At 73.0% G+C, this 20,945-nt stretch carries 22 protein-coding genes; 10 read left to right on the top strand and 12 right to left on the bottom strand.

The window, feature by feature from the left end; genetic code table 11:
- Positions 1-2: 2 nt before the first annotated feature.
- Positions 3-3,518, bottom strand: coding sequence for a methionine synthase (metH, locus tag ACGFI9_RS01535; RefSeq protein ID WP_393173694.1), 3,516 nt, complete (start codon positions 3,516-3,518; stop codon positions 3-5).
- Positions 3,519-3,887: 369 nt separating this feature from the next.
- Here metH and ACGFI9_RS01540 point away from each other — a divergent pair, with 369 nt between their 5' ends.
- A complete protein-coding gene (locus ACGFI9_RS01540) occupies positions 3,888-4,757 on the top strand; it encodes a PAC2 family protein (RefSeq protein ID WP_393173696.1) in 870 nt (289 codons plus the stop codon).
- Between the two features lie 113 nt (positions 4,758-4,870).
- Complete coding sequence (locus ACGFI9_RS01545; RefSeq protein WP_393173698.1) at positions 4,871-5,662, top strand: GntR family transcriptional regulator; 792 nt, start codon at positions 4,871-4,873, stop codon at positions 5,660-5,662.
- A 113-nt stretch (positions 5,663-5,775) separates the two neighbouring features.
- On the opposite strand, the gene mshC is transcribed toward ACGFI9_RS01545, so the two are convergent.
- From mshC to ACGFI9_RS01565, 4 genes are all read right to left on the bottom strand, one after another.
- Positions 5,776-7,014 (bottom strand): cysteine--1-D-myo-inosityl 2-amino-2-deoxy-alpha-D-glucopyranoside ligase, encoded by a 1,239-nt coding sequence (gene mshC, locus ACGFI9_RS01550; protein ID WP_393173700.1) that lies wholly within the window; start codon positions 7,012-7,014, stop codon positions 5,776-5,778.
- A gap of 67 nt (positions 7,015-7,081) precedes the next feature.
- Complete coding sequence (locus ACGFI9_RS01555; RefSeq protein WP_393173702.1) at positions 7,082-7,900, bottom strand: SCO1664 family protein; 819 nt, start codon at positions 7,898-7,900, stop codon at positions 7,082-7,084.
- Positions 7,897-8,475, bottom strand: coding sequence for a DUF3090 domain-containing protein (locus ACGFI9_RS01560; RefSeq protein WP_393173704.1), 579 nt, complete (start codon positions 8,473-8,475; stop codon positions 7,897-7,899). Before ACGFI9_RS01560 ends, ACGFI9_RS01555 begins: the two co-directional genes overlap by 4 nt.
- A gap of 111 nt (positions 8,476-8,586) precedes the next feature.
- Positions 8,587-9,300 carry a histidine phosphatase family protein gene (locus tag ACGFI9_RS01565; protein WP_393173706.1) on the bottom strand — a complete coding sequence of 238 codons (714 nt, stop codon included), beginning with the start codon at positions 9,298-9,300 and terminating at the stop codon, positions 8,587-8,589.
- Between the two features lie 944 nt (positions 9,301-10,244).
- Between ACGFI9_RS01565 and ACGFI9_RS01570 the strand changes: the two genes are divergently transcribed.
- Positions 10,245-10,844, top strand: coding sequence for a hypothetical protein (locus tag ACGFI9_RS01570; RefSeq protein WP_393173708.1), 600 nt, complete (start codon positions 10,245-10,247; stop codon positions 10,842-10,844).
- A gap of 77 nt (positions 10,845-10,921) precedes the next feature.
- Here ACGFI9_RS01570 and ACGFI9_RS01575 read toward each other — a convergent pair whose 3' ends face one another.
- Complete coding sequence (locus ACGFI9_RS01575; RefSeq protein WP_393173710.1) at positions 10,922-11,758, bottom strand: undecaprenyl-diphosphate phosphatase; 837 nt, start codon at positions 11,756-11,758, stop codon at positions 10,922-10,924.
- Positions 11,755-12,807 carry an LLM class F420-dependent oxidoreductase gene (locus ACGFI9_RS01580; RefSeq protein ID WP_393173712.1) on the bottom strand — a complete coding sequence of 351 codons (1,053 nt, stop codon included), beginning with the start codon at positions 12,805-12,807 and terminating at the stop codon, positions 11,755-11,757. The genes ACGFI9_RS01575 and ACGFI9_RS01580 overlap by 4 nt, the downstream gene beginning before the upstream one ends.
- A 167-nt stretch (positions 12,808-12,974) precedes the next feature.
- Here ACGFI9_RS01580 and ACGFI9_RS01585 point away from each other — a divergent pair, with 167 nt between their 5' ends.
- A complete protein-coding gene (locus ACGFI9_RS01585; RefSeq protein WP_393173714.1) occupies positions 12,975-13,946 on the top strand; it encodes an aldo/keto reductase in 972 nt (323 codons plus the stop codon).
- Between the two features lie 81 nt (positions 13,947-14,027).
- Entirely contained in the window at positions 14,028-14,219 is a 192-nt protein-coding gene (locus ACGFI9_RS01590; RefSeq protein ID WP_073838148.1) for a DUF5703 family protein, read from the top strand.
- A 56-nt stretch (positions 14,220-14,275) separates the two neighbouring features.
- On the opposite strand, the gene ACGFI9_RS01595 is transcribed toward ACGFI9_RS01590, so the two are convergent.
- Complete coding sequence (locus ACGFI9_RS01595; RefSeq protein ID WP_393173716.1) at positions 14,276-14,674, bottom strand: MerR family transcriptional regulator; 399 nt, start codon at positions 14,672-14,674, stop codon at positions 14,276-14,278.
- A 27-nt stretch (positions 14,675-14,701) separates the two neighbouring features.
- Here ACGFI9_RS01595 and ACGFI9_RS01600 point away from each other — a divergent pair, with 27 nt between their 5' ends.
- Positions 14,702-15,454, top strand: a complete 753-nt coding sequence (locus ACGFI9_RS01600; protein WP_393173718.1) for an MBL fold metallo-hydrolase — start codon at positions 14,702-14,704, stop codon at positions 15,452-15,454.
- Positions 15,451-16,101: a siderophore-interacting protein gene (locus ACGFI9_RS01605; RefSeq protein ID WP_393173720.1), complete on the top strand. Its 651-nt coding sequence runs from the start codon at positions 15,451-15,453 to the stop codon at positions 16,099-16,101. Before ACGFI9_RS01600 ends, ACGFI9_RS01605 begins: the two co-directional genes overlap by 4 nt.
- Positions 16,102-16,237: 136 nt before the next feature.
- Here the strand turns inward: ACGFI9_RS01605 and ACGFI9_RS01610 are convergent, their stop codons facing one another.
- Both ACGFI9_RS01610 and ACGFI9_RS01615 read right to left on the bottom strand, forming a co-directional pair.
- On the bottom strand, positions 16,238-16,891 hold the full coding sequence (locus ACGFI9_RS01610; protein WP_393173722.1) for a hypothetical protein: 654 nt from the start codon (positions 16,889-16,891) through the stop codon (positions 16,238-16,240).
- A 60-nt stretch (positions 16,892-16,951) separates the two neighbouring features.
- Positions 16,952-18,280 (bottom strand): M20/M25/M40 family metallo-hydrolase, encoded by a 1,329-nt coding sequence (locus tag ACGFI9_RS01615; RefSeq protein ID WP_393173724.1) that lies wholly within the window; start codon positions 18,278-18,280, stop codon positions 16,952-16,954.
- Between the two features lie 137 nt (positions 18,281-18,417).
- On the opposite strand from ACGFI9_RS01615, the gene ACGFI9_RS01620 reads away from it, so the two are divergent.
- The 3 genes from ACGFI9_RS01620 to ACGFI9_RS01630 all read left to right on the top strand — a co-directional run bounded on the left by ACGFI9_RS01620 (position 18,418) and on the right by ACGFI9_RS01630 (position 20,359).
- A complete protein-coding gene (locus ACGFI9_RS01620) occupies positions 18,418-19,035 on the top strand; it encodes a hemerythrin domain-containing protein (protein WP_393173726.1) in 618 nt (205 codons plus the stop codon).
- An 81-nt stretch (positions 19,036-19,116) separates the two neighbouring features.
- A complete protein-coding gene (locus ACGFI9_RS01625) occupies positions 19,117-20,103 on the top strand; it encodes a LysR family transcriptional regulator (RefSeq protein WP_393173728.1) in 987 nt (328 codons plus the stop codon).
- A 19-nt stretch (positions 20,104-20,122) separates the two neighbouring features.
- Entirely contained in the window at positions 20,123-20,359 is a 237-nt protein-coding gene (locus ACGFI9_RS01630) for a hypothetical protein (protein WP_393173730.1), read from the top strand.
- Positions 20,360-20,416: 57 nt separating this feature from the next.
- Here the strand turns inward: ACGFI9_RS01630 and ACGFI9_RS01635 are convergent, their stop codons facing one another.
- Together ACGFI9_RS01635 and ACGFI9_RS01640 are read right to left on the bottom strand one after the other, a co-directional pair.
- On the bottom strand, positions 20,417-20,770 hold the full coding sequence (locus ACGFI9_RS01635) for a DUF3140 domain-containing protein (RefSeq protein WP_393173732.1): 354 nt from the start codon (positions 20,768-20,770) through the stop codon (positions 20,417-20,419).
- Positions 20,770-20,943: a hypothetical protein gene (locus tag ACGFI9_RS01640; RefSeq protein ID WP_393173734.1), complete on the bottom strand. Its 174-nt coding sequence runs from the start codon at positions 20,941-20,943 to the stop codon at positions 20,770-20,772. Before ACGFI9_RS01640 ends, ACGFI9_RS01635 begins: the two co-directional genes overlap by 1 nt.
- Positions 20,944-20,945 lie beyond the last annotated feature (2 nt).

Genomic DNA, 20,945 nt, shown 5'->3' on the forward strand with positions numbered 1-20,945 from the left:
CGCTATTTGGCGTTGAAGTAGTTCGCCTCCGGGTGGTGCACCACGATCGCGTCGGTCGCCTGCTCCGGCACCAGCTGGAACTCCTCGGACAGCTGCACCCCGATCCGCTCCGCGCCCAGCAGCTCCACGATCTTCGCCCGGTCCTCCAGGTCGGGGCAGGCCGGGTAGCCGAACGCGTACCGGCAGCCCCGGTAGTCGGTGCGCAGCAGGCCGGCCAGGTCCGCCGGGTCGTCGTCGGCGACGCTGCGCCCGCCCGGCAGGATCAGCTCGGACCGGATCCGCCGGTGCCAGTACTCGGCCAGGGCCTCGGTGAGCTGCACCGACAGGCCGTGCACCTCCAGGTAGTCGCGGTACTCGTTGCCGGCGAACATCTTGGCCGTGTACTCGCTGATCGGCTGGCCGACGGTGACCAGCTGCAACGCCACCACGTCCAGCTCCTCGCCCTTCGGGCGGAAGAAGTCGGCCAGGCAGAGCCGCCGCTCCTGGCGCTGGCGGGGGAAGGAGAACCGGGCCCGCTCGCGCTGCCCCTGCTCGTCCAGGACCACCAGGTCGTTGCCCTCGGAGTACGCCGGGAAGTAGCCGTACACCACGGCCGCCTCGAGGACCTGGTCGGCGGTGAGCCGGTCCAGCCAGTAGCGCAGCCGCGGCCGACCCTCGGTCTCCACCAGTTCCTCGTACGACGGGCCCTGGCCGCCGCGGGCCCCACGCAGCCCCCACTGGCCCAGGAAGGTGGCCCGCTCGTCGAGCAGCGCCGCGTAGTCGGCCAGCGGCACCCCCTTGACCACCCGGGTGCCGAAGAACGGCGGCTTCGGCACCGCCACGTCGACGGCCACATCGGAGCGCACCGAGGCGTCGTCCAGCTCGGGCAGCGCCTCGCGGACCAGGGTCCGCTGCCGCTCCCGGCGTTCCCGGCGGGCCGCCAGGGCGGCCTCCCGCTCCGCGTCGACCACCGGGGCGCCGCCGCGCTTGGCGGCCATCACCCGGTCCATCAGGGACAGCCCCTCGAACGCGTCGCGGGCGTAGTGCACCTGGCCGGGGAACGTCGACCGCAGGTCGTCCTCGACGTACGCCCGGGTGAGCGCCGCCCCGCCGAGCAGCACCGGCCAGCGCTCGGCGACCCCGCGCGCGGCCATCTCGGCCAGGTTCTCCTTCATGATGACCGTGCTCTTGACCAGCAGCCCGGACATGCCGATCGCGTCGGCCCGGTGCTGGTCGGCGGCGTCGAGGATCGCGTTGATCGGCTGCTTGATGCCGATGTTGACGACCTCGTAGCCGTTGTTGGACAGGATGATGTCGACCAGGTTCTTGCCGATGTCGTGCACGTCGCCCTTGACGGTGGCGAGCACGATCCGCCCCTTGCCGCCGTCGTCGGTCTTCTCCATGTGCGGCTCCAGGTAGGCCACCGCGGTCTTCATCACCTCGGCGGACTGCAGCACGAACGGCAGCTGCATCTGCCCGGAGCCGAACAGCTCACCGACCACCTTCATGCCGTCCAGCAGCAGCTCGTTGATGATCGACAGCGCGCTGCGCCCCTCGGCCATCGCGGTGTCCAGGTCGGCCTCCAGGCCGTTGCGCTCACCGTCGATGATCCGCCGCTTGAGCCGCTCGTCCAGCGGCAGCGCGGCCAGTTCCTCGGCCCGGGTGGCCCGGGCGGAGGCGGCGTCGACGCCCTCGAAGATCTCGATGAACCGCTGCACCGGGTCGTACCCCTCGCGGCGGCGGTCGTAGACCAGGTCGAGGGCGACCTCGCGCTGCTCGTCGGGGATCTTCGACATCGGCAGGATCTTGCTGGCGTGCACGATCGCCGAGGTGAGGCCGGCCTGCGCGCACTCGTGCAGGAAGACCGAGTTGAGCACCTGCCGGGCGGCCGGGTTCAGTCCGAAGGAGACGTTGGAGACGCCGAGGGTGAAGTTGACCCCCGGGTAGCGGGAAGCGATCTCGCGGATCGCCTCGATGGTCTCCACGCCGTCGCGGCGGGTCTCCTCCTGGCCGGTGGCGATCGGGAAGGTCAGCGCGTCGATGAGGATGTCCTCCTGGCGCATCCCCCACCGGCTGGTCAGGTCCTCGATCAGCCGCGCCGCGACGCGTACCTTCCAGTCCCTGGTGCGGGCCTGGCCCTCCTCGTCGATGAGCAGCGCGACCACCGCGGCGCCGTGCTCCTTGACCACCGGCATGACCCGCGCGTAGCGGGAGTCGGGGCCGTCGCCGTCCTCGAAGTTGACCGAGTTGACCACGCAGCGCCCGCCGAGCATCTCCAGCCCGGCCTCGATCACCGCGGGCTCGGTGGAGTCGAGCATGATCGGCAGGGTGGAGGCGGTGGCGAACCGGCCGGCCAGCTCGCGCATGTCCGTGGTGCCGTCCCGGCCGACGTAGTCGACGCAGAGGTCGAGCAGGTGCGAGCCGTCCCGGGCCTGGCCCCGGGCGATCTCCACGCAGGCCTGCCAGTCGGCGGCGAGCATGGCCTCGCGGAACGCCTTGGAGCCGTTGGCGTTGGTCCGCTCCCCCACCATCAGCACGCTGGAGTCCTGGGCGAACGGCACGTGGTGGTAGATCGAGGAGACACCCGCCTCCGGCTTCGGCTCCCGGGCCACCGGCCGGGTGCCGCGCAGCCGCTCCACCAGCACCCGGATGTGCTCGGGGGTGGTGCCGCAACAGCCGCCGACCAGGGCGACGCCGTAGTCGGTGATGAACCGCTCCAGCGCGTCGGCCAGCTCGACCGGGGTCAGCGGGAAGTAGGCCCCGTCGGCGGTCAGCACGGGCAGGCCGGCGTTGGGCATCACCGAGATCGGGATCCGCGACTGCCGGGACAGGTAGCGCAGGTGCTCGCCCATCTCGGCCGGGCCGGTCGAGCAGTTGAGCCCGATCAGGTCGACGCCGAGCGGCTCGATGGCGGTGAGCGCGGCGCCGATCTCGCTGCCCAGCAGCATGGTGCCGGTGGTCTCCACGGCGACCTGGCAGATGATCGGGACGTCCCGGCCCAGCTCGGCCCGCGCCCGCTTCGACCCGACCACCGCGGCCTTGACCTGGAGCAGGTCCTGGCAGGTCTCGATGATCAGCGCGTCCGCCCCGCCGGCGATCAGGCCGGCGGCGTTCTCCTGGTACGCGTCCCGCAGCGACGCGTAGCTGGCGTGGCCCAGGGTGGGCAGCTTGGTGCCCGGCCCCATCGAGCCGAGCACGAAGCGGGGCTGCTCCGGGGTGGCGTACGCGTCGGCCGCCTCGCGGGCCAGCCGCGCCCCGGCCGCGGAGAGTTCCCGGATGCGCTCGGCGATGCCGTACTCGGCGAGGTTGGGCAGGTTGGCGCCGAAGGTGTTGGTCTCGACGCAGTCCGCCCCGGCGGCCAGGTACGCCTCGTGCACACCCCGCACCACGTCGGGTCGGGTGACGTTGAGGATCTCGTTGCAGCCCTCGAGGCCGTCGAAGTCGTCCAGGGTCAGGTCGGCCGCCTGGAGCATCGTCCCCATCGCCCCGTCGGCGATGAGGATCCGGTCGGCCAGCACGTCGAGCAACGAAGTCCGCACAGGGCCAGGTTAGTGCGGCAGTTCGGCACCGGGTCGTGGCACGCACGGGTTCCCACATACTGTCAGCCGGATCACCGTGCACGCTTCATCCGTTTCGTCCGTGTGGTCGGGCTCGCCGACCGGCGCGGCCGGCGGGCCGCATCCCACACCGGCACGTAGGCTGGCGGACGTGAAGGACATCAGGGACGCGACCGTGCGACGGCTCCAGGTCGCGGCGCGGCGTTCGACCGGCCGTCATTCGGTCCGGAGCGCCGCCCAACGGCGCGGAGGCCGAATGATGGCCGCCGGCCGAGCTGGAGGTGTCGCAGGCGGGCGGACGTTCGGGCAGCGACCCGGCGCCGCTGCCGGCCAGCAGGGTGAGGTGACGGCGTGACCGAGTTCGACGGACTGCCGGTGCTGCGGTCCCCGGTCGCCATCGCGGCCTTCGAGGGATGGAACGACGCCGCGGACGCCTCGACCGCGGCGGTGGAGCACCTGGAGCAGGTCTGGCAGGCCCGGCAGGTGACCGAGCTGGACCCGGAGGACTTCTACGACTTCCAGGTGAGCCGCCCGACCATCACCATGGCCGACGGGGAGACCCGCCGGGTGGAGTGGCCGACCACGCGCTTCATGGTGGCCAGCCCCGAGGGCACCGACCGGGACGTGGTGCTGATCCGCGGCATCGAGCCGAGCATGCGCTGGCGGACCTTCTGCGAGCAGGTGCTGGAGATCTGCCACAGCCTGGAGGTCGAGCGGGTGGTGCTGCTGGGCGCACTGCTGGCCGACGTGCCGTACACCCGGCCGCTGCCGATCAGCGGCAGCGCGTCGGACGCCGACGCGGCCAAGCGCTACCAGCTCACTCCCACCCGCTACGACGGCCCGACCGGCATCGTCGGCGTGCTGCACGACGCCTGCACGCGGGCCGAGGTCGACGCGGTGTCGTTCTGGGTGCACGTGCCGCACTACGCGAACAACCCGCCCTGCCCCAAGGCGACCCTGGCGCTGCTGCACCGGGTCGAGGAGGTGCTCGACCTGCCGGTGCCGATGGCCGACCTCGCCGAGGAGGCCGCCGAGTGGGAGCAGCGGGTGCGTAACGCCGCCGAGCAGGACGCCGAGCTGGGCGAGTACGTCCGCGAGCTGGAGGAGCGGGTCGGCGACGCCGGCATCACCCCGCTGACCGGGGACGAGATCGCCCAGGAGTTCGAGAAGTACCTGCGCCGCCGGGGTGGCTCCGCCGGCCCCACCGCCGGCTCCTGGTGAACCACCGGGGAAACCGGGCTCCGTGTCGGGGCCCGGTTTCTTCGTGTCCGGGGTGGCGCGCTCACTCCCTCTACGGCATCCTAGGAACCTAGCTGTCCATGAGGAGGCGGGGCATGCAGATCAACCCGGGTGCGGCGGAGTTCCCGCACCGGCAGATCGCCGCGCAGCTCAAGGCCCAGGTCCGCCGGGGCGACTGGGCGCCCGGCGAACGGCTGCCGTCGATCCCGGCCATCGCCGAGATGTTCGGCGTGGCGAAGCAGACCGTGCAGCGCGCCGTCGACCAGCTGCGGGTCGAGGGCATCCTGATCACCAAGCCCGGCTCCGGTACGTACGTCCGGGGCACCCGGCGGCGGCTGAACCGGCTCTCCCGGGGCCGCTACGGCGGCTTCCGCGGTTACCACACGGACCTCGCCGCCCGGTACCGGCAGCAGCTCGTCTCGGTCGGCCGCTCCCCCGCCCCACCCGAGGTGGCCGACGCGTTCGGGGTGCCCGACGGCACCGAGCTGCTCTGCCGGCGGCACCTGGTCCGCACCGACGAGTCACCGGTCGAGGTCGGGGCCTCGTGGTTCCTGCCGGCCGACACCGCCGGCACCTCCCTGGAACGGGCCGAGGCGTTCGGGCGGCCGCTCTACCAGGAGGCCGAGGAGGCCACCGGGCGGCGCTACGTCACCGCGACCGACACCATCAGCGCCCGCCAGCCCAGCCGCGAGGAGGCGGAGACGCTGCAGATCCGCCCCGACACCCCGGTGCTGCACCTGCTGCACGTCGCGTACGACGAGCGGCGCAAGCCGATCGAGGTCGCCCAGGCCACCTGGCCCGGCCCGATGACCACCCTCACCGAGGAGTACCAGGTCCCCGCCCCGACCGCGGACCCCGACCCCGACCCGGGCCTCGTCCTCGGCTGACCGCCCCACCGCCGGCCCGAGCCTTGCGCGCAGATTCACGGAAAGAGTGGCTACCGGGGGCGGAATAACCACTCGTTCCGTGAACGAGGGCCCATCAAGGCGGGAGCGGGGACTCAGAGGCGGATGCCGAGGAGGGCGTCGACGGTGTCGGCGAAGAGCTTCGGGGCGCCGGCGTCGTCGGCGACCCCGGCGAGGGCCTGCTCGGCCCAGGCGTCGGCCACCGCCAGGGCACCGGCGGTGTCGAGGTCGTCGGCGAGCCGGGCGCGTACCCCGGCCAGCAGCTCGTCCCCGGCGGGGCCGGCCGGCGCGGCGGCGGCCCGGCGCCAGCGGGCCAGCCGCTCCTCGGCGACGGTGAGCAGCTCCTGGGTCCACGAGCGGTCGGTGCGGTAGTGCCCGCTCATCAGGGCCAGCCGGACCGCCATCGGGTCCACCCGGTCGGCCCGCAGCCGGGAGACGAAGACCAGGTTGCCCCGGGACTTCGACATCTTCTCGCCGTCCAGGCCGATCATGCCGGCGTGCACGTAGTGGTCGGCGAACGGGGCCTGGCCGGTGAGCCGCTCGGCGTGCGCCGCCGAGCACTCGTGGTGCGGGAAGAGCAGGTCGTTGCCGCCGCCCTGGACGGAAATCCGGTCGCCGAGCAGGTTCAGCGCGATCACCGCGCACTCGATGTGCCAGCCGGGCCGGCCCGGGCCCAGGTCGCCGCCCGGCCAGGACGGCTCGCCCTCCCGGGCGCCCCGCCAGAGCAGCGGGTCGAGCGGGTCACGCTTGCCGGCCCGGTCCGGGTCCCCGCCGCGCTCCGGGAAGATCTCCAGCATCTCCGCCCGGGACAGGTTGGACTCGTAGCCGAACTCGGGGGCGGCGCTGATGTCGAAGTAGACGTCGCCGGTGCCGTCGTCGAGCCGGTACGCGGCGCCGTCCTTGAGCAGGACGAGGACCTTCTCGGCGATGTCCGGGATCGACTCCACCGCGCCGACGTAGTGCTCCGGCGGAATGATCCGCAGCGCCTCCATGTCCTCCCGGAACAGGGCGGTCTCCCGCATCGCCAGGACCTTCCAGTCCTCGCCGTCGCGCTCGGCCCGCTCCAGCAGCGGGTCGTCGATGTCGGTGACGTTCTGCACGTACCGCACGGTCAGGCCGGCGTCCCGCCACATCCGCTGCACCAGGTCGAAGGTGATCATGGTGGCGGCGTGACCGAGGTGGGTGGCGTCGTACGGGGTGATGCCGCAGACGTACATCGCGGCGACGCCGTCCGGCCGGCTCGGCTGGAGACCCTGCCGCGCCGAGTCGTACAACCTCAGTGGCTCGCCCTCACCCGGCAGCCGTGGCACCTCGTGTCCCGCCCAAGACTCCATGACCGCCAGCCTAACGATCTGTCAGTCGCTCGGCTGCGATCCCCTTGGTGATCAACGCGACAACGGCTCACATGGGCGGCCAGGGCATCGCCGGCCAGTCCTCCGGGGGCAGCGGGAATCGGCCGGTCTCGCGCAGCCGGTCCACCCGGGCCGCCAGCTCGGCGACCTCGCTGATGGTCAGGTGCTCGGCGAGCTCGTCACCGAGGTCGCCGGTGAGCCGGCCGGCCAGCCCGTCGAGCATCTCCACCGCGTCCGGGGGCAGCTCCCGGCCGGCCCAGCCCCACAGGACCGTCCGCAGCTTCTCCTCGACGTGGAAGCAGACGCCGTGGTCGACCCCGTAGATCCGGTCGTCCGGGCCCACGATGACGTGGCCGCCCTTGCGGTCCGCGTTGTTGAGCACCGCGTCGAGGACGGCGAGCCGGGCCAGGCGTGGGTCGTCGGCGTGCGCCAGGGCGTACGCGGCCCCGTCGTCGTCCCGTGCCGCGGCGACCGGGAACCAGCGCGGCGGCACCGCCTCGGCCGGCACGAACCCGACCAGCGGCTCGGCGTCGTCCGGCTCGTCGATCCAGAGCTGGCAGGAGCCGGGCCCGAACGGGCCGTCCCGCAGCACCGTCGGCGGCACCAGGTCCCAGCCGGAGGCCCGGGAGACCAGGTACGCGGACACCTCCCGGCCGGCGAGTGTGCCGTCCGGGAAGTCCCAGAGCGGCCGCTCGCCGCGTACCGGCTTGTAGACGCAGCGGGCCGTCACCCCGTCCAGGGCGAGGATGCCGCGCAGGGTGGTGTTGGAGGCGTCGACCAGCCGCCCCTCCAGGGCCAGTTCGCCGTCGCTGAGCAGTCGCAACGCGGCGGTGCCGTCCTGTCGGGGCTGGAGTTCCGACGAGGTCACCGGTGGTAACCGTTGTGCCGGGGGCAGAGGTGGCCCGCCGGGTCCAACGGCTGACCGCAGAGCGGGCAGGGCGGACGCCCGGCGTTGACCACCCGGCGGGCCCGCTCGATGAAGGCGCGGGTCGCCTCGGGGGTCAGCCGGACCCGGAGCCGGTCGAGGTCGTCGTCCGGCTCGTCCGGATCCTCGTCCTCGTCGTCGTCGGCGTCGCCCAGCTCGACCTCGGCCTCCGCCTCGCCGACGGCGATCGCCTCGATCACCACGGTGGCGGTGTCCACGTCGAAGGCCAGGCCCAGCGTGCCGACCCGGAACTCCTCGTCGACCGGCGTGTCCAGCGGATCGTTGTCGCCGACCGCGGCCGCCGCCTCCGGCAGCTCGACGCCGAACCGGCGCTGCGCCTCGGTGAGCAGCTCCTCCAGTTTCTCGGCGAGCAGCGAGACCTGGACCTTCTCCAGCGCGACGCTGACCAGCCGGCCACCACCGCGCGCCTGCAGGAAGAACGTACGCTCCCCCGGCGGTCCGACGGTTCCGGCGACGAACCGCTCCGGCGGCTCGAAGGCGTGCACCTGGTGGGTCATACCCACGACCCTATCCGGAGGGTGGGAGCGTCGCGCAGCCCACCGAGGTCGAATCCGCCCAGGGCGAACGCCGGAAGCCGGGCGCAGGAGTCCCGGGCGTGGCGGGCCGACTCACCGGGCCGCCCCCGCGCCGCCCCCCACGGCGGCGTCCGAGTCCGCCTTCCGCGCCGCCCGCCGGCGCCGCTTGGCCGGTGGCGGCACCAGGCCGGCCAGGTCACCGCCGGTGTCGTTGAGCCGGACCAGGAACGGCCGCAGCGACGTGTAGCGGATCGCCGTGACCGACGCCGGGTCCGCGACGATCCGCTGGAACAGATCCAGGTGTACGCCGAGCGCGTCCGCCACGATGGCCTTGATCACATCGCCGTGGCTGCACGCCAGCCACACCGCCTCCGGCCCGTGCTCGGCAGTGATCCGGGCGTCCCAGGCGCGCACCGCCGCGACCGCCCGCGCCGACATCGCCGCCATCGACTCCCCGTCGGGAAACACCGCGGCGCTCGGGTGCTGCTGGACCACCGGCCAGAGCGGCTCCTTCGCCAGCTTCTTCAGCGGCTGCCCCTCCCAGCTGCCGTACCCGCACTCGATCAGCCCCTCCTCGACCACCGGCTCGGCCTCGGGCAGGGCCAGCTCGAGGGTCTGCCGGCAGCGGATCAGCGGGCTGGTCACCACCGCCGCGAGCGGCAGCCCCTTCAGCCGCTCCCCGACCGCGGTGGCCTGGGCCCGACCCGTCTCGTCCAGCTCGACCGGTTGCCGGCCGGCGAGGCCGCCGTCGGCGTTCGCGGTGGTCCGGCCGTGTCGCAGAAGCAGAAGGGTCGCCACGGTGACCACCCTAGGGCTTTGCCCGCGGTTGTCGCTGGTCACTGTTTCCGGCCGCGCCGCGTCCGGTGGGTCTCGGTTCGTCGTGGTTGCTGGTTTCGGGTGTGGCCGCTCCTTGCCTGCCGGGTCACGGTTCGTCGTGCTTGCGGTTTCGGGTGTGGCCCGCCGTGCCCGGCTCCGGGCGGTCAGGCTTGATCCCTGCGCCGGTCACGGCGGGCCACACCCGCGTCGTGGTCCGGCGCCGTCCGGGCGTGCCGCCTGCGTGGTCCGGGTCTGGGGTACGTCGGGCCGGGCGGCTCCGCTCGCCCGCGAGACGGCTCGGGTTGCGGCATGTCGTCGGTGTCCGTGCTGTCAGATAGGCACCGCTTTACGCCCGTCTTCGATCAAGCTGGGGCCGGGTCGAAGCGTCAGGGGGTATGCACCCGTTGTCCGGTTCTCGGATCACGCTGCCTCGATGGGTGGAACGCCATGGGTGTCTCCCGGGGCCGGTGACGTCCATGTCGTTCCACTGACTCCGGGGGGCGGCGGGCAGACCGTGGCCGGGCGCTGGGCTGGCCGGTGCCGGGCGCTGGCTGGGCTGACCGTGCGGGGTGCTGGGCTCATCGTGCCGGGTGCTGGGCTGAGCGTGCCGGCCGCTGGGTGGCCTGGTCGCGGGTGAGCGGTGTGTCTGGTTTGCGAGTGACGGGCGGCATCCCGGGGCCGGAATGGTGGGCGGGCCGGGGTCGTTGAACACCGGTGAACGGCCGAGGAAGACCGCCCCGCACGGCGGGGTGACGGACCCGGAATGATGCTGGGTCGCCGGTCGTTACACATGGTCCCGGCGCCGCGAAGAGGCCACGCCCCGCGAGCCGGATGACCCCCCAAGACTTTCCCCCTCTTTTGAGCGCCTGACGGTGCTTGCGTCTGTTGCTGACCCCCCTCGGCGCGGACGCCAACCCCCGAATGGAGCTTGTCTCATGAACACGATCATTCGTAAGAGCATGCTGAGTGTTGCTGGTCTGGCCTTCGCCGGTGGTGTGTTCGCCGGTCCGATCGCCGCGCACGCCGACGCCCGCCCCGTCGAGGGCAAGCCGGTCACCGCGGTGGCCGTGCAGGCCGACAAGCCCGGCGTCGACCAGGCGAAGCTGATCCCGCATGGTGTGCAGGGCGCGCAGTCGCGCATCGACCTGAACGACGAGCAGACCGCCAACGCGAAGGCGATCATCGCCGCCACCAAGAAGGCGGGTCTGCCGGAGCGGGCCGCGGTGATCTCGATCGCCACCAGCCTGCAGGAGTCGAAGCTGGAGAACCTCGGCCACCTCGGCGACAAGAACGACCACGACTCGCTGGGCCTGTTCCAGCAGCGCCCCTCCAGCGGTTGGGGCACTCCGGAGCAGATCACCAACCCCGAGTACTCGACCCTGGCGTTCGAGAAGGGTCTGAAGCAGGTCGACGGGTGGCAGGACATGCCGCTGACCGAGGCCGCCCAGACCGTGCAGGTCTCCGCGTACCCGGACGCCTACGCCCAGTGGGAGCAGCAGGCCGCCGACATCGTCGCCCAGCACTGGAACAGCTGACCCACACAGCACACGAAAGCCGCTGGCCGGCACCCCGAGACAGGGGTGCCGGCCAGCGGCGTCTCTGGGTCCGGGGCTCAGGTGGCGCTGATCGTCCCGGTGAGCAGCAGGCAGAGCACCAGGGTGCCGAGCGCCACCCGGTACAGCACGAACAGGTACAGGGTGTGGTGGGCGACGTAGCGCAGCAGCCAGGCGATGGCCGCGTAGCCGATGGCGAAGGCGATCACCGTGGCGACGATCATCTGCGCGCCGCTCGGCGCGGCGGTGCCGGGCGCGGAGGGCTCGAAGACGTCCGGGATGCTGAACACGCCCGACAGCACCACGGCCGGGATGGCCAGCAGGAACGAGTACCGGGCCGCAGTCTCCCGGGTCAGGTTCAGCAGCAAGCCGAAGGTGAGCGTGCCGCCGGAGCGGGACACCCCGGGGATCAGCGCCATCGCCTGGGCGAAGCCCATGACCACACCGTCGCGCATCCGGAAGTTCTCCAGCGTGCGGGTCTGCCGCCCCCAGTACTCGGCGAAGGCCAGCACCAGCGCAAAGAAGATCAACGTGAAGGAGATCAGGTACAGGTTCCGGCCGGCGGTGCGGATCTGGTCCTTGAACACCAGCCCGAAGAGCCCGATCGGGATGGTGCCGATGATGACGTACCAGCCCATCCGGTAGTCGAGGCTGGACCGGACCGAGCGGTCCACCAGCCCCAGGAACCAGGTCCGGACGATCCGCCAGATGTCCTTGAAGAAGTAGATGAGCACGGCCGCCTCGGTGCCCAGCTGGGTCACCGCCGTGAACGACGCGCCCGCGTCCCGGCCGAAGAAGATCGCCGACGTGATCCGCAGGTGGCCGGAGGAGGAGACGGGCAGGAATTCCGTGAGCCCCTGGACGATGCCCAGGACGATGGCCTCGACCCAGGTCACTCGCCGACCCCGGCCAGGTCGAGGGCCTCGGCGACGGTACGCAGGGTCTGCACACCGCTCTCCCGGTCGGCGACGAACAGGGTCACCGACAGGGTGGTCACGCCCGCCGCCGCGTAGTCCCGCATCCGCTCGGCGATGCGCTCCTTCGGGCCGAGCAGCGAGGTGCGGTCGATGAACTCCATGGGCACCGCGGCGGCGGCGTCGCGCTGCCGCTTGGCCAGGTACAGGTCCTGCACCTCGCGGGCGGCGTCGCCGTAGCCCATCCGGGTGGCGAGCTGGTTGTAGAAGTTCTGCTGCCGGCTGCCCATGCCGCCGACGTACAGGGCGGCGTACCAGCGGACCAGCTCGGCGCAGCCGGCGATGTCGTCGCCGACCACCACCGGCACCGACGGGACCACGTCGAAGCCGGCCAGCTCCTTGCCCACCTTGGCCCGCCCGGCCCGCACCGAGGCGAGCTGCTCCTCGGCGAACTCCGGGGCGTAGAAGACGGCCAGCCAGCCGTCGGCGATCTCGCCGGCCAGCTCCAGGTTCTTCGGGCCGACCGCCGCGAGGTAGATCGGGATGTGCTCGCGGGGCGGGTGGAAGCCCAGCCGCAGCGCCTTGCCCGGCCCGTCCGGCAGCGGCAGCGTGTAGTGCTCGCCGTCGTACGCGACCTCCTTGCGGGCGATCGCGAGCTTCACGATGTCGACGTACTCCCGGGTCCGCGCGAGGGGCTTGGCGAACCGGACGCCGTGCCAGCCCTCGGAGACCTGGGGGCCGGAGACCCCGAGGCCGAGCCGGAACCGGCCGCCGGACAGGGCGTCGATGGTCGCCGCCGTCATCGCGGTCATCGCCGGGGTACGGGCGGGGATCTGCATCACCGCGGCACCCACGTCGATCCGCTCGGTCTGGCCGGCCATCCAGGCCAGCATGCTCGGCGAGTCGGAGCCGTAGGCCTCCGCGGCCCACACCACCGAGTAGCCGAGCCGGTCCGCCTCCTGGGCCAGAGCCAGGTGGTCGGCGGGTGTGCTCCACGCCGTCTGGTATCCGAGGCTGAGCCCGAGTCGCACTGGTCCTCCCACCATCCGCACCACAGGTCGCATCAGGTTACGCAATGCGGGTGGCGGCGCCGATCACCGGCTCACCCCGAACACGTCACACCCGGCCGGACGGTGGAGCAGGAAGTTGACTCCGGGCGAGGATGTCCGTGACGGCAGGTTCGAAATAAGGTTCACCCATGCAACAGCGACCGCTCGGCCGAAGCGGGCTGGCGGTTTCGCGGCTCGCGCTCGGCACCATGACCTGGGGACGGGACACCGATGCCGACGACGCGGCCGCCCAGCTGAAGAGCTACCTCGACGCCGGCGGCAACCTGGTGGACACCGCCGACGTGTACGCCGACGGCGACGCCGAGTCGGTGATCGGTTCGCTGCTGGGCAGCCTGGTCCCCCGCGACGAGCTGCTCATCGCCACCAAGGCGGGGCTGCGGCCGGGCAGCGGTCGCCGCCGGGACAACTCCCGGGGTCACCTGTTGCGCACCCTGGAGGCGTCGCTGCGCCGGCTCGGCACCGACCACGTCGACCTCTGGCAGGTGCACGGGTACGACCCGGACACCCCGCTGGAGGAGACCCTCGCCGCCCTGGACCACGCGGTGTCCAGCGGGAAGGCCCGGTACGTGGGGGTGTCGAACTTCTCCGGCTGGCAGACCGCCCGCGCCGCGGCCTGGCAGGCCGCCTGGCCGGGGCGGGCCCCGGTGGTCGCCGCCCAGGTGGAGTACTCGCTGCTGGAACGGGGCGTGGAGCGGGAGGTGCTGCCCGCCTGCGCGGCGATGGGGTTGGGCGTGCTGCCCTGGTCGCCGCTGGGCCGCGGAGTGCTCACCGGCAAGTACCGCAATGGCCGCCCGGCCGACTCCCGGGCCGCCTCCCCGCACTTCGAGCGCTTCGTCACCCCGTACCTGGAGCCGCGCTGCTCCAGCATCGTGGAGGCGGTCGCCACCGCGGCCGGCGGGCTGGGGGTGTCACCCCTGGAGGTGGCGCTGGCGTGGATCCGGGACCGGCCCGGAGTGACCGCGCCGATCCTCGGCGCCCGTACCGTGGGGCAGCTGCTCGGCGCGCTCCAGGTGGAGCGGATGACGCTGCCGGAGGAGATCGTCACCGCCCTGGACGACGTCTCGGCGGTGCCGGTCGGCTACCCGGAACGGGACGGCTGAGCCGGGGCCGCCGCCCGACGGGCGATTCAGGTCACCCACAGGGGGTGGCGGCGGGGCAGAGGGCTGGGCAGCATAGGGGGCATGGACTACGAATACGCGCCGCTGCGGTTGCCCGCGAATGTCGATCGGTTGACCGCCGCGGCGCAGCTGGCGATTCAGGCGGAGTTCTCCGGATGGGAGTTGGCCCGGGTGCGGCTCTACCGGGACGGGACGCGGCAGGTGATGCTGCGCCGCCGCCGGGTGAACCAGCCGCAGCCGGGCCTCTCGTACTAGTACGGCGTCCTGGCCGGGCCGGGCCCGTCGGCGCCCGACCCGGCCCGGCCGACGGATCACCGGGCCGGGATGCGGGCCAGGATCCGCTCCCGCGCGTGCGGGCACTCGTCGAAGGGCAGCGGGCACGCCAGGGCGTGCTCGATGAGTTCCTTCGCGGCCGCCGCCCGGGCGATGCGGTCCTCCAGCACGGTCACGTGCCGCCGCAGCAGCTCCGGGTGGTCCATCGGGTTGTCCGTGCCGAGCAGCGTCCGTAGCTCGCGCAGCCCGAAACCAGCCTCCTTGCCCATCAGGATCAACGCCACCCGTACCAGGTCGGTCTCGCCGTAGCGACGCTGGCCGCCGCCGTCGCGCTCCGGCGCGAGCAGGCCCATACCCTCCCAGTGACGCAGGACATGGGTGGCCAGCCCGAACCGGTCGGCCAACTCGCCGATGGTCAACGTGCGGCTTGACTTCATGTGCACATTAAGCCGCACCGTGCCCGCATGACCAAATCGAACCTGGCCCTCACCCGGGTCGCCAACGCCTGCGTCCTGGTCGAACTGGACGGTCATGCGGTGCTCACCGACCCGTGGTTCACCGAGCGCTGGTACCTGCGTCGCGGAGAACCCCTCGGCCTGCCGATCACCGACCTGCCGCCGCTGACCGCCATCGTCGCCAGCAGCTTCGCCGCCAACCACTGGGACCTAAGGGCGCTGGCGGAGTACTCCGGCAAGGCCACCACCCCGGTGTACGTCAGCACCAGGCGGATGGCCCGACAGGCCCGGGCGCTGGGCTACCGCCGGGTGGAGGTGCTGCGCTGGCACGACACCCGCGAACTGACCCCGACCGTCTCGCTGACGGCGGCGCCCGCCGGACGGACGCTGCGGTGGCGCAACAACGCGTACGTGCTCAGCGGGCGACAGACCCGGGTCTACTTCGGGGGTGAGATCCGGGACGTGGCACACCTGACGGAGTACCGGGCCCGGCACGGGTCCGTGGCGGTGGCCCTGCTGCCCACCAACGGGTTACGGCCGCTGGTCGGCCCGCCCCTGGTCATGGGCCCCCGGGAGGCCGTCGCCGGGGCGGAGGCGCTGGGCGCCCGGGTGCTCGTGCCAGTCCACGACGCGCACGCCGCCGATCTGCTGTCGCTGCTCTTCCGGCGCCACGGCTCGGCGGCCGACGCCGAGGCGATGGCCCCGGCCGGCCTCGACGTCGTGCGCCTCCGTCCAGGACAGCGCTGGGAGCTGTGCCGGTGAACCTCCTCGACCGCTTCCTGCTGGCCGCGACGGTGGGGCAGATCGAGCCCGTCACCCCGCGGATGCGCCGGATCCGGCTCACCGGCCCGTCGCTGCGCGGCCTCGCGTGGCTCCCCGGACAGCACGTCCGGGTCCGGGTGGACGCCACCCGCCTGCGCAGCTACTCGGTCTTCGATCACGTCGACGGCGAGCACCTGGACCTGTGCGTGCTGGACCATCCGTCGGCCGGCCCGGGTACACGCTGGGCCCGCCGGGTCCGGGTCGGCCAGCCGGTGGCGCTCACCCGACCGCAGGGACGGCTGGTGCCCCGCCCCGGGGTGCCGTACCACCTGTTCGTCGGGGACGAGACGGCGTCCGTGGCGTTCGCGGCGATGCTGCGTGCCCTGTCCGCCGATGCCAGGGTGCACGGCGTGATCGAGGTCCGGGGGCCGGACGACCGCGTGCCCCTGCACCGGGCCGGCGAGCTCACCTGGATCCACCGGGACAGGCCCGACGGGATCATCCAGGCCCTGCGCGCACTCGACCTGCCCGCCGCACCCGGCGTCGCGTACGTCGCGGGCGAGGCACGTGCGTGTCAGGCTGCCCGCCGACACCTCCGGGCGGAGCGCGGCTGGCCGGCCGACGCGGTGGTCGTCAAGCCGTTCTGAACACCGGGCCGGCGCGGTCTGGACTGAGCCGGCGGACCGTCGTCGGCGAGCAGCCGGGAGCTGGGCCGCCCGTGGCGCTGGTCCCCGGGACGCGGACCGGAGCGGGTCGCGTCCCGGGGGCGTCACGGCCCAGGGCCTAGTGGGCGTGGTCGTGCTCCTCGTCGAGCTCCAGGAACGGGTGCTCGTCGAGCCGGCCGACCAGGCGGTCGTCGGCGGCCGGCTGGAACGGGCCCACCGGGTCGTCGTCGTCGAACGACTCCAGGTCGACCGGGGTGCCGACCTCGCTGACCATGACCACGCCGTCGAGCGGCTCCAGCTCGGGCACGTCCAGCGCGCTGAGCGAGCCGTCGCCGCTCTGCAGCAGCTCCAGCACCGCCTCGCCGACCCCCTCGACCGGGGCCGGCTCGTCCTCCTCCGGGGTGCCCTCACGGCGGGCCGCCTCGGCCGCCCGGATCAGCGCGGAGACGCTCGGCACCCGGTAGTCGCGGCGCTGCCGCACCGAGATGACCCGCGGGTGCGGGTCGGTGGCCTCGACGCCCTCGATGGCGCCGAAGCGCTCGTCCGCCTCGTCCGGGTCGATCGACTCGACGTCCCAGGGCGTCACCTCGCCGAAGGCGTCGAGCAGTTGCTCGTCGTACGCGAAGGAGGCGTTGTTCAACGCGACGTACGCCTGCCAGACGGCGTCGTCGTCGATCCGGCCCTGGGCGGCGCGGACGGCGGCCAGGTGGGCGCGGGCCGCGTCGATCACCCGCTCGAGGGCGGCGTCCAGCTCACCGTGCTGGTCGGTCATGTGAGGCAGTCCCTTCCGATGGGGGAGATTCCGCGCCGACGGGTGACGCGACGGACACGGTTAGCAGTTGCGGAGAAACCGGTCGAGAACCCGCACGCCGAACTGTAGTCCGTCCACCGGGACCCGCTCGTCGATGCCATGGAACAGGCCGGAGAAATTGAGGTCGGCGGGCAGCCGCAGCGGCGCGAAGCCGAAGCAGCGGATGCCGAGCTGCGAGAACGCCTTGGCGTCGGTGCCACCGGAGAGCATGTACGGCACCGGGCGGGCGCCCGGGTCCTCGGCGCGCAGCGCGGCGGACATCGCGGCGACCAGGTCGCCGTCGAAGGTCGTCTCCAGGGCCGGCTGGCGCTGGATGTACTCGATGGCGATGTCCGGCCCGACCAGCTCGCGCAGCTGCCGTTCCAGCACCTCGGACTGCCCGGGCAGGCTGCGGCAGTCGATGGTGGCGGTGGCCCGGCCCGGGATGACGTTGTCCTTGTAGCCGGCGTTGAGCCGGGTCGGGTTGGCCGTGTTGCGGATGGTCGCGCCGATGATGTTGGCGATCGGGCCCAGCTTGGCGATCGCGGTCTCCGGGTCGTCCGGGTCGATCTCGATGCCGAGGACGTCGGAGACCTCCGCCAGGAACGCCCGTACGGTGTCGGTCATCACCACCGGGAAGCGGTGCCCGCCGATCCGGGCGACCGCCTCGGCCAGCGCGGTGACCGCGTTGTCGTCGTGCACCATCGAGCCGTGGCCGGGGCGGCCCTTGGCGTGCAGGCGCAGCCAGTCGATGCCCTTCTCGGCGGTCTCGATGAGGTAGAGGCGGCGCTGCTCGTCGACGGAGTAGGAGAAGCCGCCGACCTCGCCGATCGCCTCGGTGCAGCCGTCGAAGAGGTGCCGGTGCCGCTGGGCGAGGAAGTGCGCCCCGTAGTCGCTGCCGGCCTCCTCGTCGGCGGTGAACGCCAGCACGATGTCCCGCGACGGGCGCACCCCGCCGCGCTGCCAGCCGCGGACCACGGCGAGCACCATCGCGTCGAAGTCCTTCATGTCGATGGCGCCGCGACCCCAGAGGTAGCCGTCGCGGATCTCGCCGGAGAACGGGTGCACCGACCACTCGTCGGGGTCGGCGGGGACCACGTCGAGGTGGCCGTGCACCAGCAGGGCGTCCCGCCCGGGGTCGGTGCCCGGGATCCGGGCGACCAGGTTGGCCCGGCCGGGCGCGGACTCGTGGAGCTCGGCGTCGACGCCGACCTCGGCGAGCTTCTCCGCGACGTACTCGGCCGCGCGGCGTTCCCCGACGCTGGTGTCGTTGTCCCCGGTGTTGGTGGTGTCGATGCGCAGCAGGTCGCGGCAGAGGTCCACGACCTCGTCGGTGGGGTCCGGTCGGGCGGAGGCGGCGTCGCTCGTCATCGCTTCTTCATACCAGCCGGCCCGGAGGCCCGGCCCACCCCCGCCCGGGGGCGGTTTCGCGGATCGCGCGGGCGGGTACCGCCGCACCCGTCCCCGGACCACCACACCCGTCGATCGCCGTAGTCGAGGAGGGCGCCATGACCGTTCCCCTGCCCCCGCTGCCGCCCGCCGCCGACGACGCGTACCGGCCGGGCGGGCGGAGCCTGGTCGACATCGTGGACCGGGAGCACCGCGCCCTGCTCGGCCTGGCCGAGCAGGTCACCGACCCGCAGTCGACGCCCGAGCGGCGGCGGGAGGTGCTCGACGTGCTCACCGCCGCGGTGTCCCGGCACCTCTCGGCCGAGGAGCAGTACCTCTTCCCGGCCGCCCGGGCCGCCGTGCCGGAGAGCGCCGCGCTGGTGGACCGGGAGATCGAGGCGGACGCCGCGTTGCTGACCGCCCTGAAGGGACTGTCCGGGCCCGGGGACGCGGCGCTCGCCGACGTGGCCGACCGGGTACGCCGGCACGTCAGCCGGGTCGCCGCGCTGGTCGTACCGCTGCGGGAGGTGGCCACCGACGCCGAGCTGATCCGGTTGGGCAACCGGTGGGAGATCGCCGAGGAGGCGGCGCCCACCCGGCCGCATCCGGGCACGCCGGCCACCCCGCCGTGGAACAAGATCGTCGAGCCGGCCGTGGGCGTGCTGGACAAGGTCCGGGACGCGGTGACCGGCCGGCGTACCCACGTGTCGGACCTGGAGCAGCCGCGCCGCCACTGAGCCCAGTGGATCGACCGATCGGCATACGCCGATGGCGGAACAACCCTTCCGCACGCCGGTTCGTGGTCCTACCGTCACCCTATGGATCTGGAGCTGCGACACCTGCGGGTGGTGTGCGCGATCGCGGAGACGGGAAGCGTCACCAAGGCCGCCTCCACCCTCGGCCTGGCGCAGCCGGCGCTCACCGCCCAGCTCCAGCGCATCGAACGGGCCCTCGGCGGCCCCCTCTTCGAACGGGACCGGCGGGGCGCGCGACCCACCCCGCTGGGCGAGCTGGTGTTGGACCGGGCGCGGGTACTGCTGCCGGCGATGAAGGGCCTGCAGGACGAGGCGGCCCGGCTCGCCGGGGCGGCGGACCCGGTGCGGCGCTACCGGTTCGGCGGGGTGAACAGCCCGATCCTCGGTCGGCTGGTGCACCGGCTGGCCGCCGAGCAGCCCGAGGTGCAGATCACCACGTACGCCTCCTGGTCCGGGGACGAGCTGGCCCAACTGGTTGCCGGCGGGCGGCTCGACTTCGCGCTCACCGGGGTGTGCGGGGACGCCAGCCCGCCGGCGGAGTTCGGGCTGAGCTGGCGGGAGGTCGCCGTCGACCCGGTCTTCGTACTGCTGCCGCAGACCCATCCGATGGCCGGCCGCGCCGAGGTCCGCCTGACCGACCTGCGACGCGAGCAGTGGGTGGCGGCGCCCGGCGACGGCTGCTTCGGCGACTGCTTCGCCGCCGCCTGCGCCCGCGCCGGCTTCACCCCCCGCAAGATGTACGAGGCGGACGTGCGCGCCTGCCTGGACCTGGTCGACGCCGGCGAGGCGGTGGCGCTGTGCCAGGCCACCTTCCGCCCGGTGGCCGGGCTGGTGACCCGCCGGCTGGCCGGTGCGCCGCTGCGCTGGCGGCTGGTGCTCGGCTGGCACCCGGACGCGCCGGCCGCCCGGGTCGCCGAGACGGTGCTGGAGACGGCCGTGGCCGCGTACACCGACGCGCTGGCGAACCACCCGGACTACCTGGCCTGGCTGCTGCGCCACCCCGACTTCGGCGCGCAGCCGGTGACCGCCGGCGGGGTGCGAACGGCCTGAACGCGGGTATCACGGCGACATGACTGATCTGTACCCCGCCGCCGACCAACGGGAGCTGCTGCGGCAGGCGGCCGCCGCGCACACCGCCGCCTCCGCCGACGTCGAGACCTTCCTGCGCCGGCTGCCGGAGGTGCCGGAACCGGCGGACATCACCGAGTACGCCAACCTGCTCAGCCGGGAGGAACGCGCCCGCGCGGACCGGCAGGCGGCGGCTGACGCCGCCGGCCTGCAACTGCCCAGCATGGAATCGGAGTAGGCCGCCGCGCGCCGACGCCGTGCCCCCCGCGAGGGGCACGGCGTCGGGCTGGCCGGGTCAGCGTTCGACGAGCACGTCGTGGCCCAGGTCGAGCAGGGAGTGCCGCCACTCGTTGTCGGTGTTGCCCTGGCTCGGCCGCTCGTCGATGAGGGACTCGATGCGGTCGATCGCCTCCCGCATCACCTGGATGTCCTCACCGGTCAGGTCCACCTTCCGTTTGGTCAGGACCCGCAGGATGTGCCGGCCCGGCTCGGGCAGACTCATGTCCGGGTCCGGGCCGAACACGCCGCCCTCCCCCGAGCCGCGGGTCAGCAGCCACTGGCGCAGCTGCTCGGAGGGGACGTTCACCAGGGCGTGGAAGTCGTCCCAGATCGCGTCGACGTCCGGATCCACGCGCCCTCCGCGTACCATCACGCCTCCTCTCCCGGCGGCGGCCCGGACGGTGTCCGGTCGCCCTCGCCCTCATCGGTCTGCTGCTTCAAACCCTCCGGCGGCACCTTGACCCGGGACGGGTTCGCCGTCGGGGGCGCGACGATGGGTTCGCTGCGTTCGGTGTCCTCCCGGGTCTCCTCCGGTTCGGTCATGT

The sequence above is a fragment of the Micromonospora sp. NPDC048930 genome, from assembly GCF_043197935.1.
Taxonomy (GTDB): domain Bacteria; phylum Actinomycetota; class Actinomycetes; order Mycobacteriales; family Micromonosporaceae; genus Micromonospora.

Coding starts and splice junctions, on each gene's coding strand:
- ACGFI9_RS01545 (WP_393173698.1), top strand. CDS start 4,871: ATGCAGATCAACCCGGGTGCGGCGGAGTTCCCGCACCGGCAGATCGCC.
- mshC (WP_393173700.1), bottom strand. CDS start 7,014: ATGGAGTCTTGGGCGGGACACGAGGTGCCACGGCTGCCGGGTGAGGGC.
- ACGFI9_RS01560 (WP_393173704.1), bottom strand. CDS start 8,475: ATGACCCACCAGGTGCACGCCTTCGAGCCGCCGGAGCGGTTCGTCGCC.
- ACGFI9_RS01570 (WP_393173708.1), top strand. CDS start 10,245: ATGAACACGATCATTCGTAAGAGCATGCTGAGTGTTGCTGGTCTGGCC.
- ACGFI9_RS01585 (WP_393173714.1), top strand. CDS start 12,975: ATGCAACAGCGACCGCTCGGCCGAAGCGGGCTGGCGGTTTCGCGGCTC.
- ACGFI9_RS01590 (WP_073838148.1), top strand. CDS start 14,028: ATGGACTACGAATACGCGCCGCTGCGGTTGCCCGCGAATGTCGATCGG.
- ACGFI9_RS01595 (WP_393173716.1), bottom strand. CDS start 14,674: ATGAAGTCAAGCCGCACGTTGACCATCGGCGAGTTGGCCGACCGGTTC.
- ACGFI9_RS01600 (WP_393173718.1), top strand. CDS start 14,702: ATGACCAAATCGAACCTGGCCCTCACCCGGGTCGCCAACGCCTGCGTC.
- ACGFI9_RS01610 (WP_393173722.1), bottom strand. CDS start 16,891: ATGACCGACCAGCACGGTGAGCTGGACGCCGCCCTCGAGCGGGTGATC.
- ACGFI9_RS01615 (WP_393173724.1), bottom strand. CDS start 18,280: ATGACGAGCGACGCCGCCTCCGCCCGACCGGACCCCACCGACGAGGTC.
- ACGFI9_RS01620 (WP_393173726.1), top strand. CDS start 18,418: ATGACCGTTCCCCTGCCCCCGCTGCCGCCCGCCGCCGACGACGCGTAC.
- ACGFI9_RS01625 (WP_393173728.1), top strand. CDS start 19,117: ATGGATCTGGAGCTGCGACACCTGCGGGTGGTGTGCGCGATCGCGGAG.
- ACGFI9_RS01630 (WP_393173730.1), top strand. CDS start 20,123: ATGACTGATCTGTACCCCGCCGCCGACCAACGGGAGCTGCTGCGGCAG.
- ACGFI9_RS01635 (WP_393173732.1), bottom strand. CDS start 20,770: ATGGTACGCGGAGGGCGCGTGGATCCGGACGTCGACGCGATCTGGGAC.
- ACGFI9_RS01640 (WP_393173734.1), bottom strand. CDS start 20,943: ATGACCGAACCGGAGGAGACCCGGGAGGACACCGAACGCAGCGAACCC.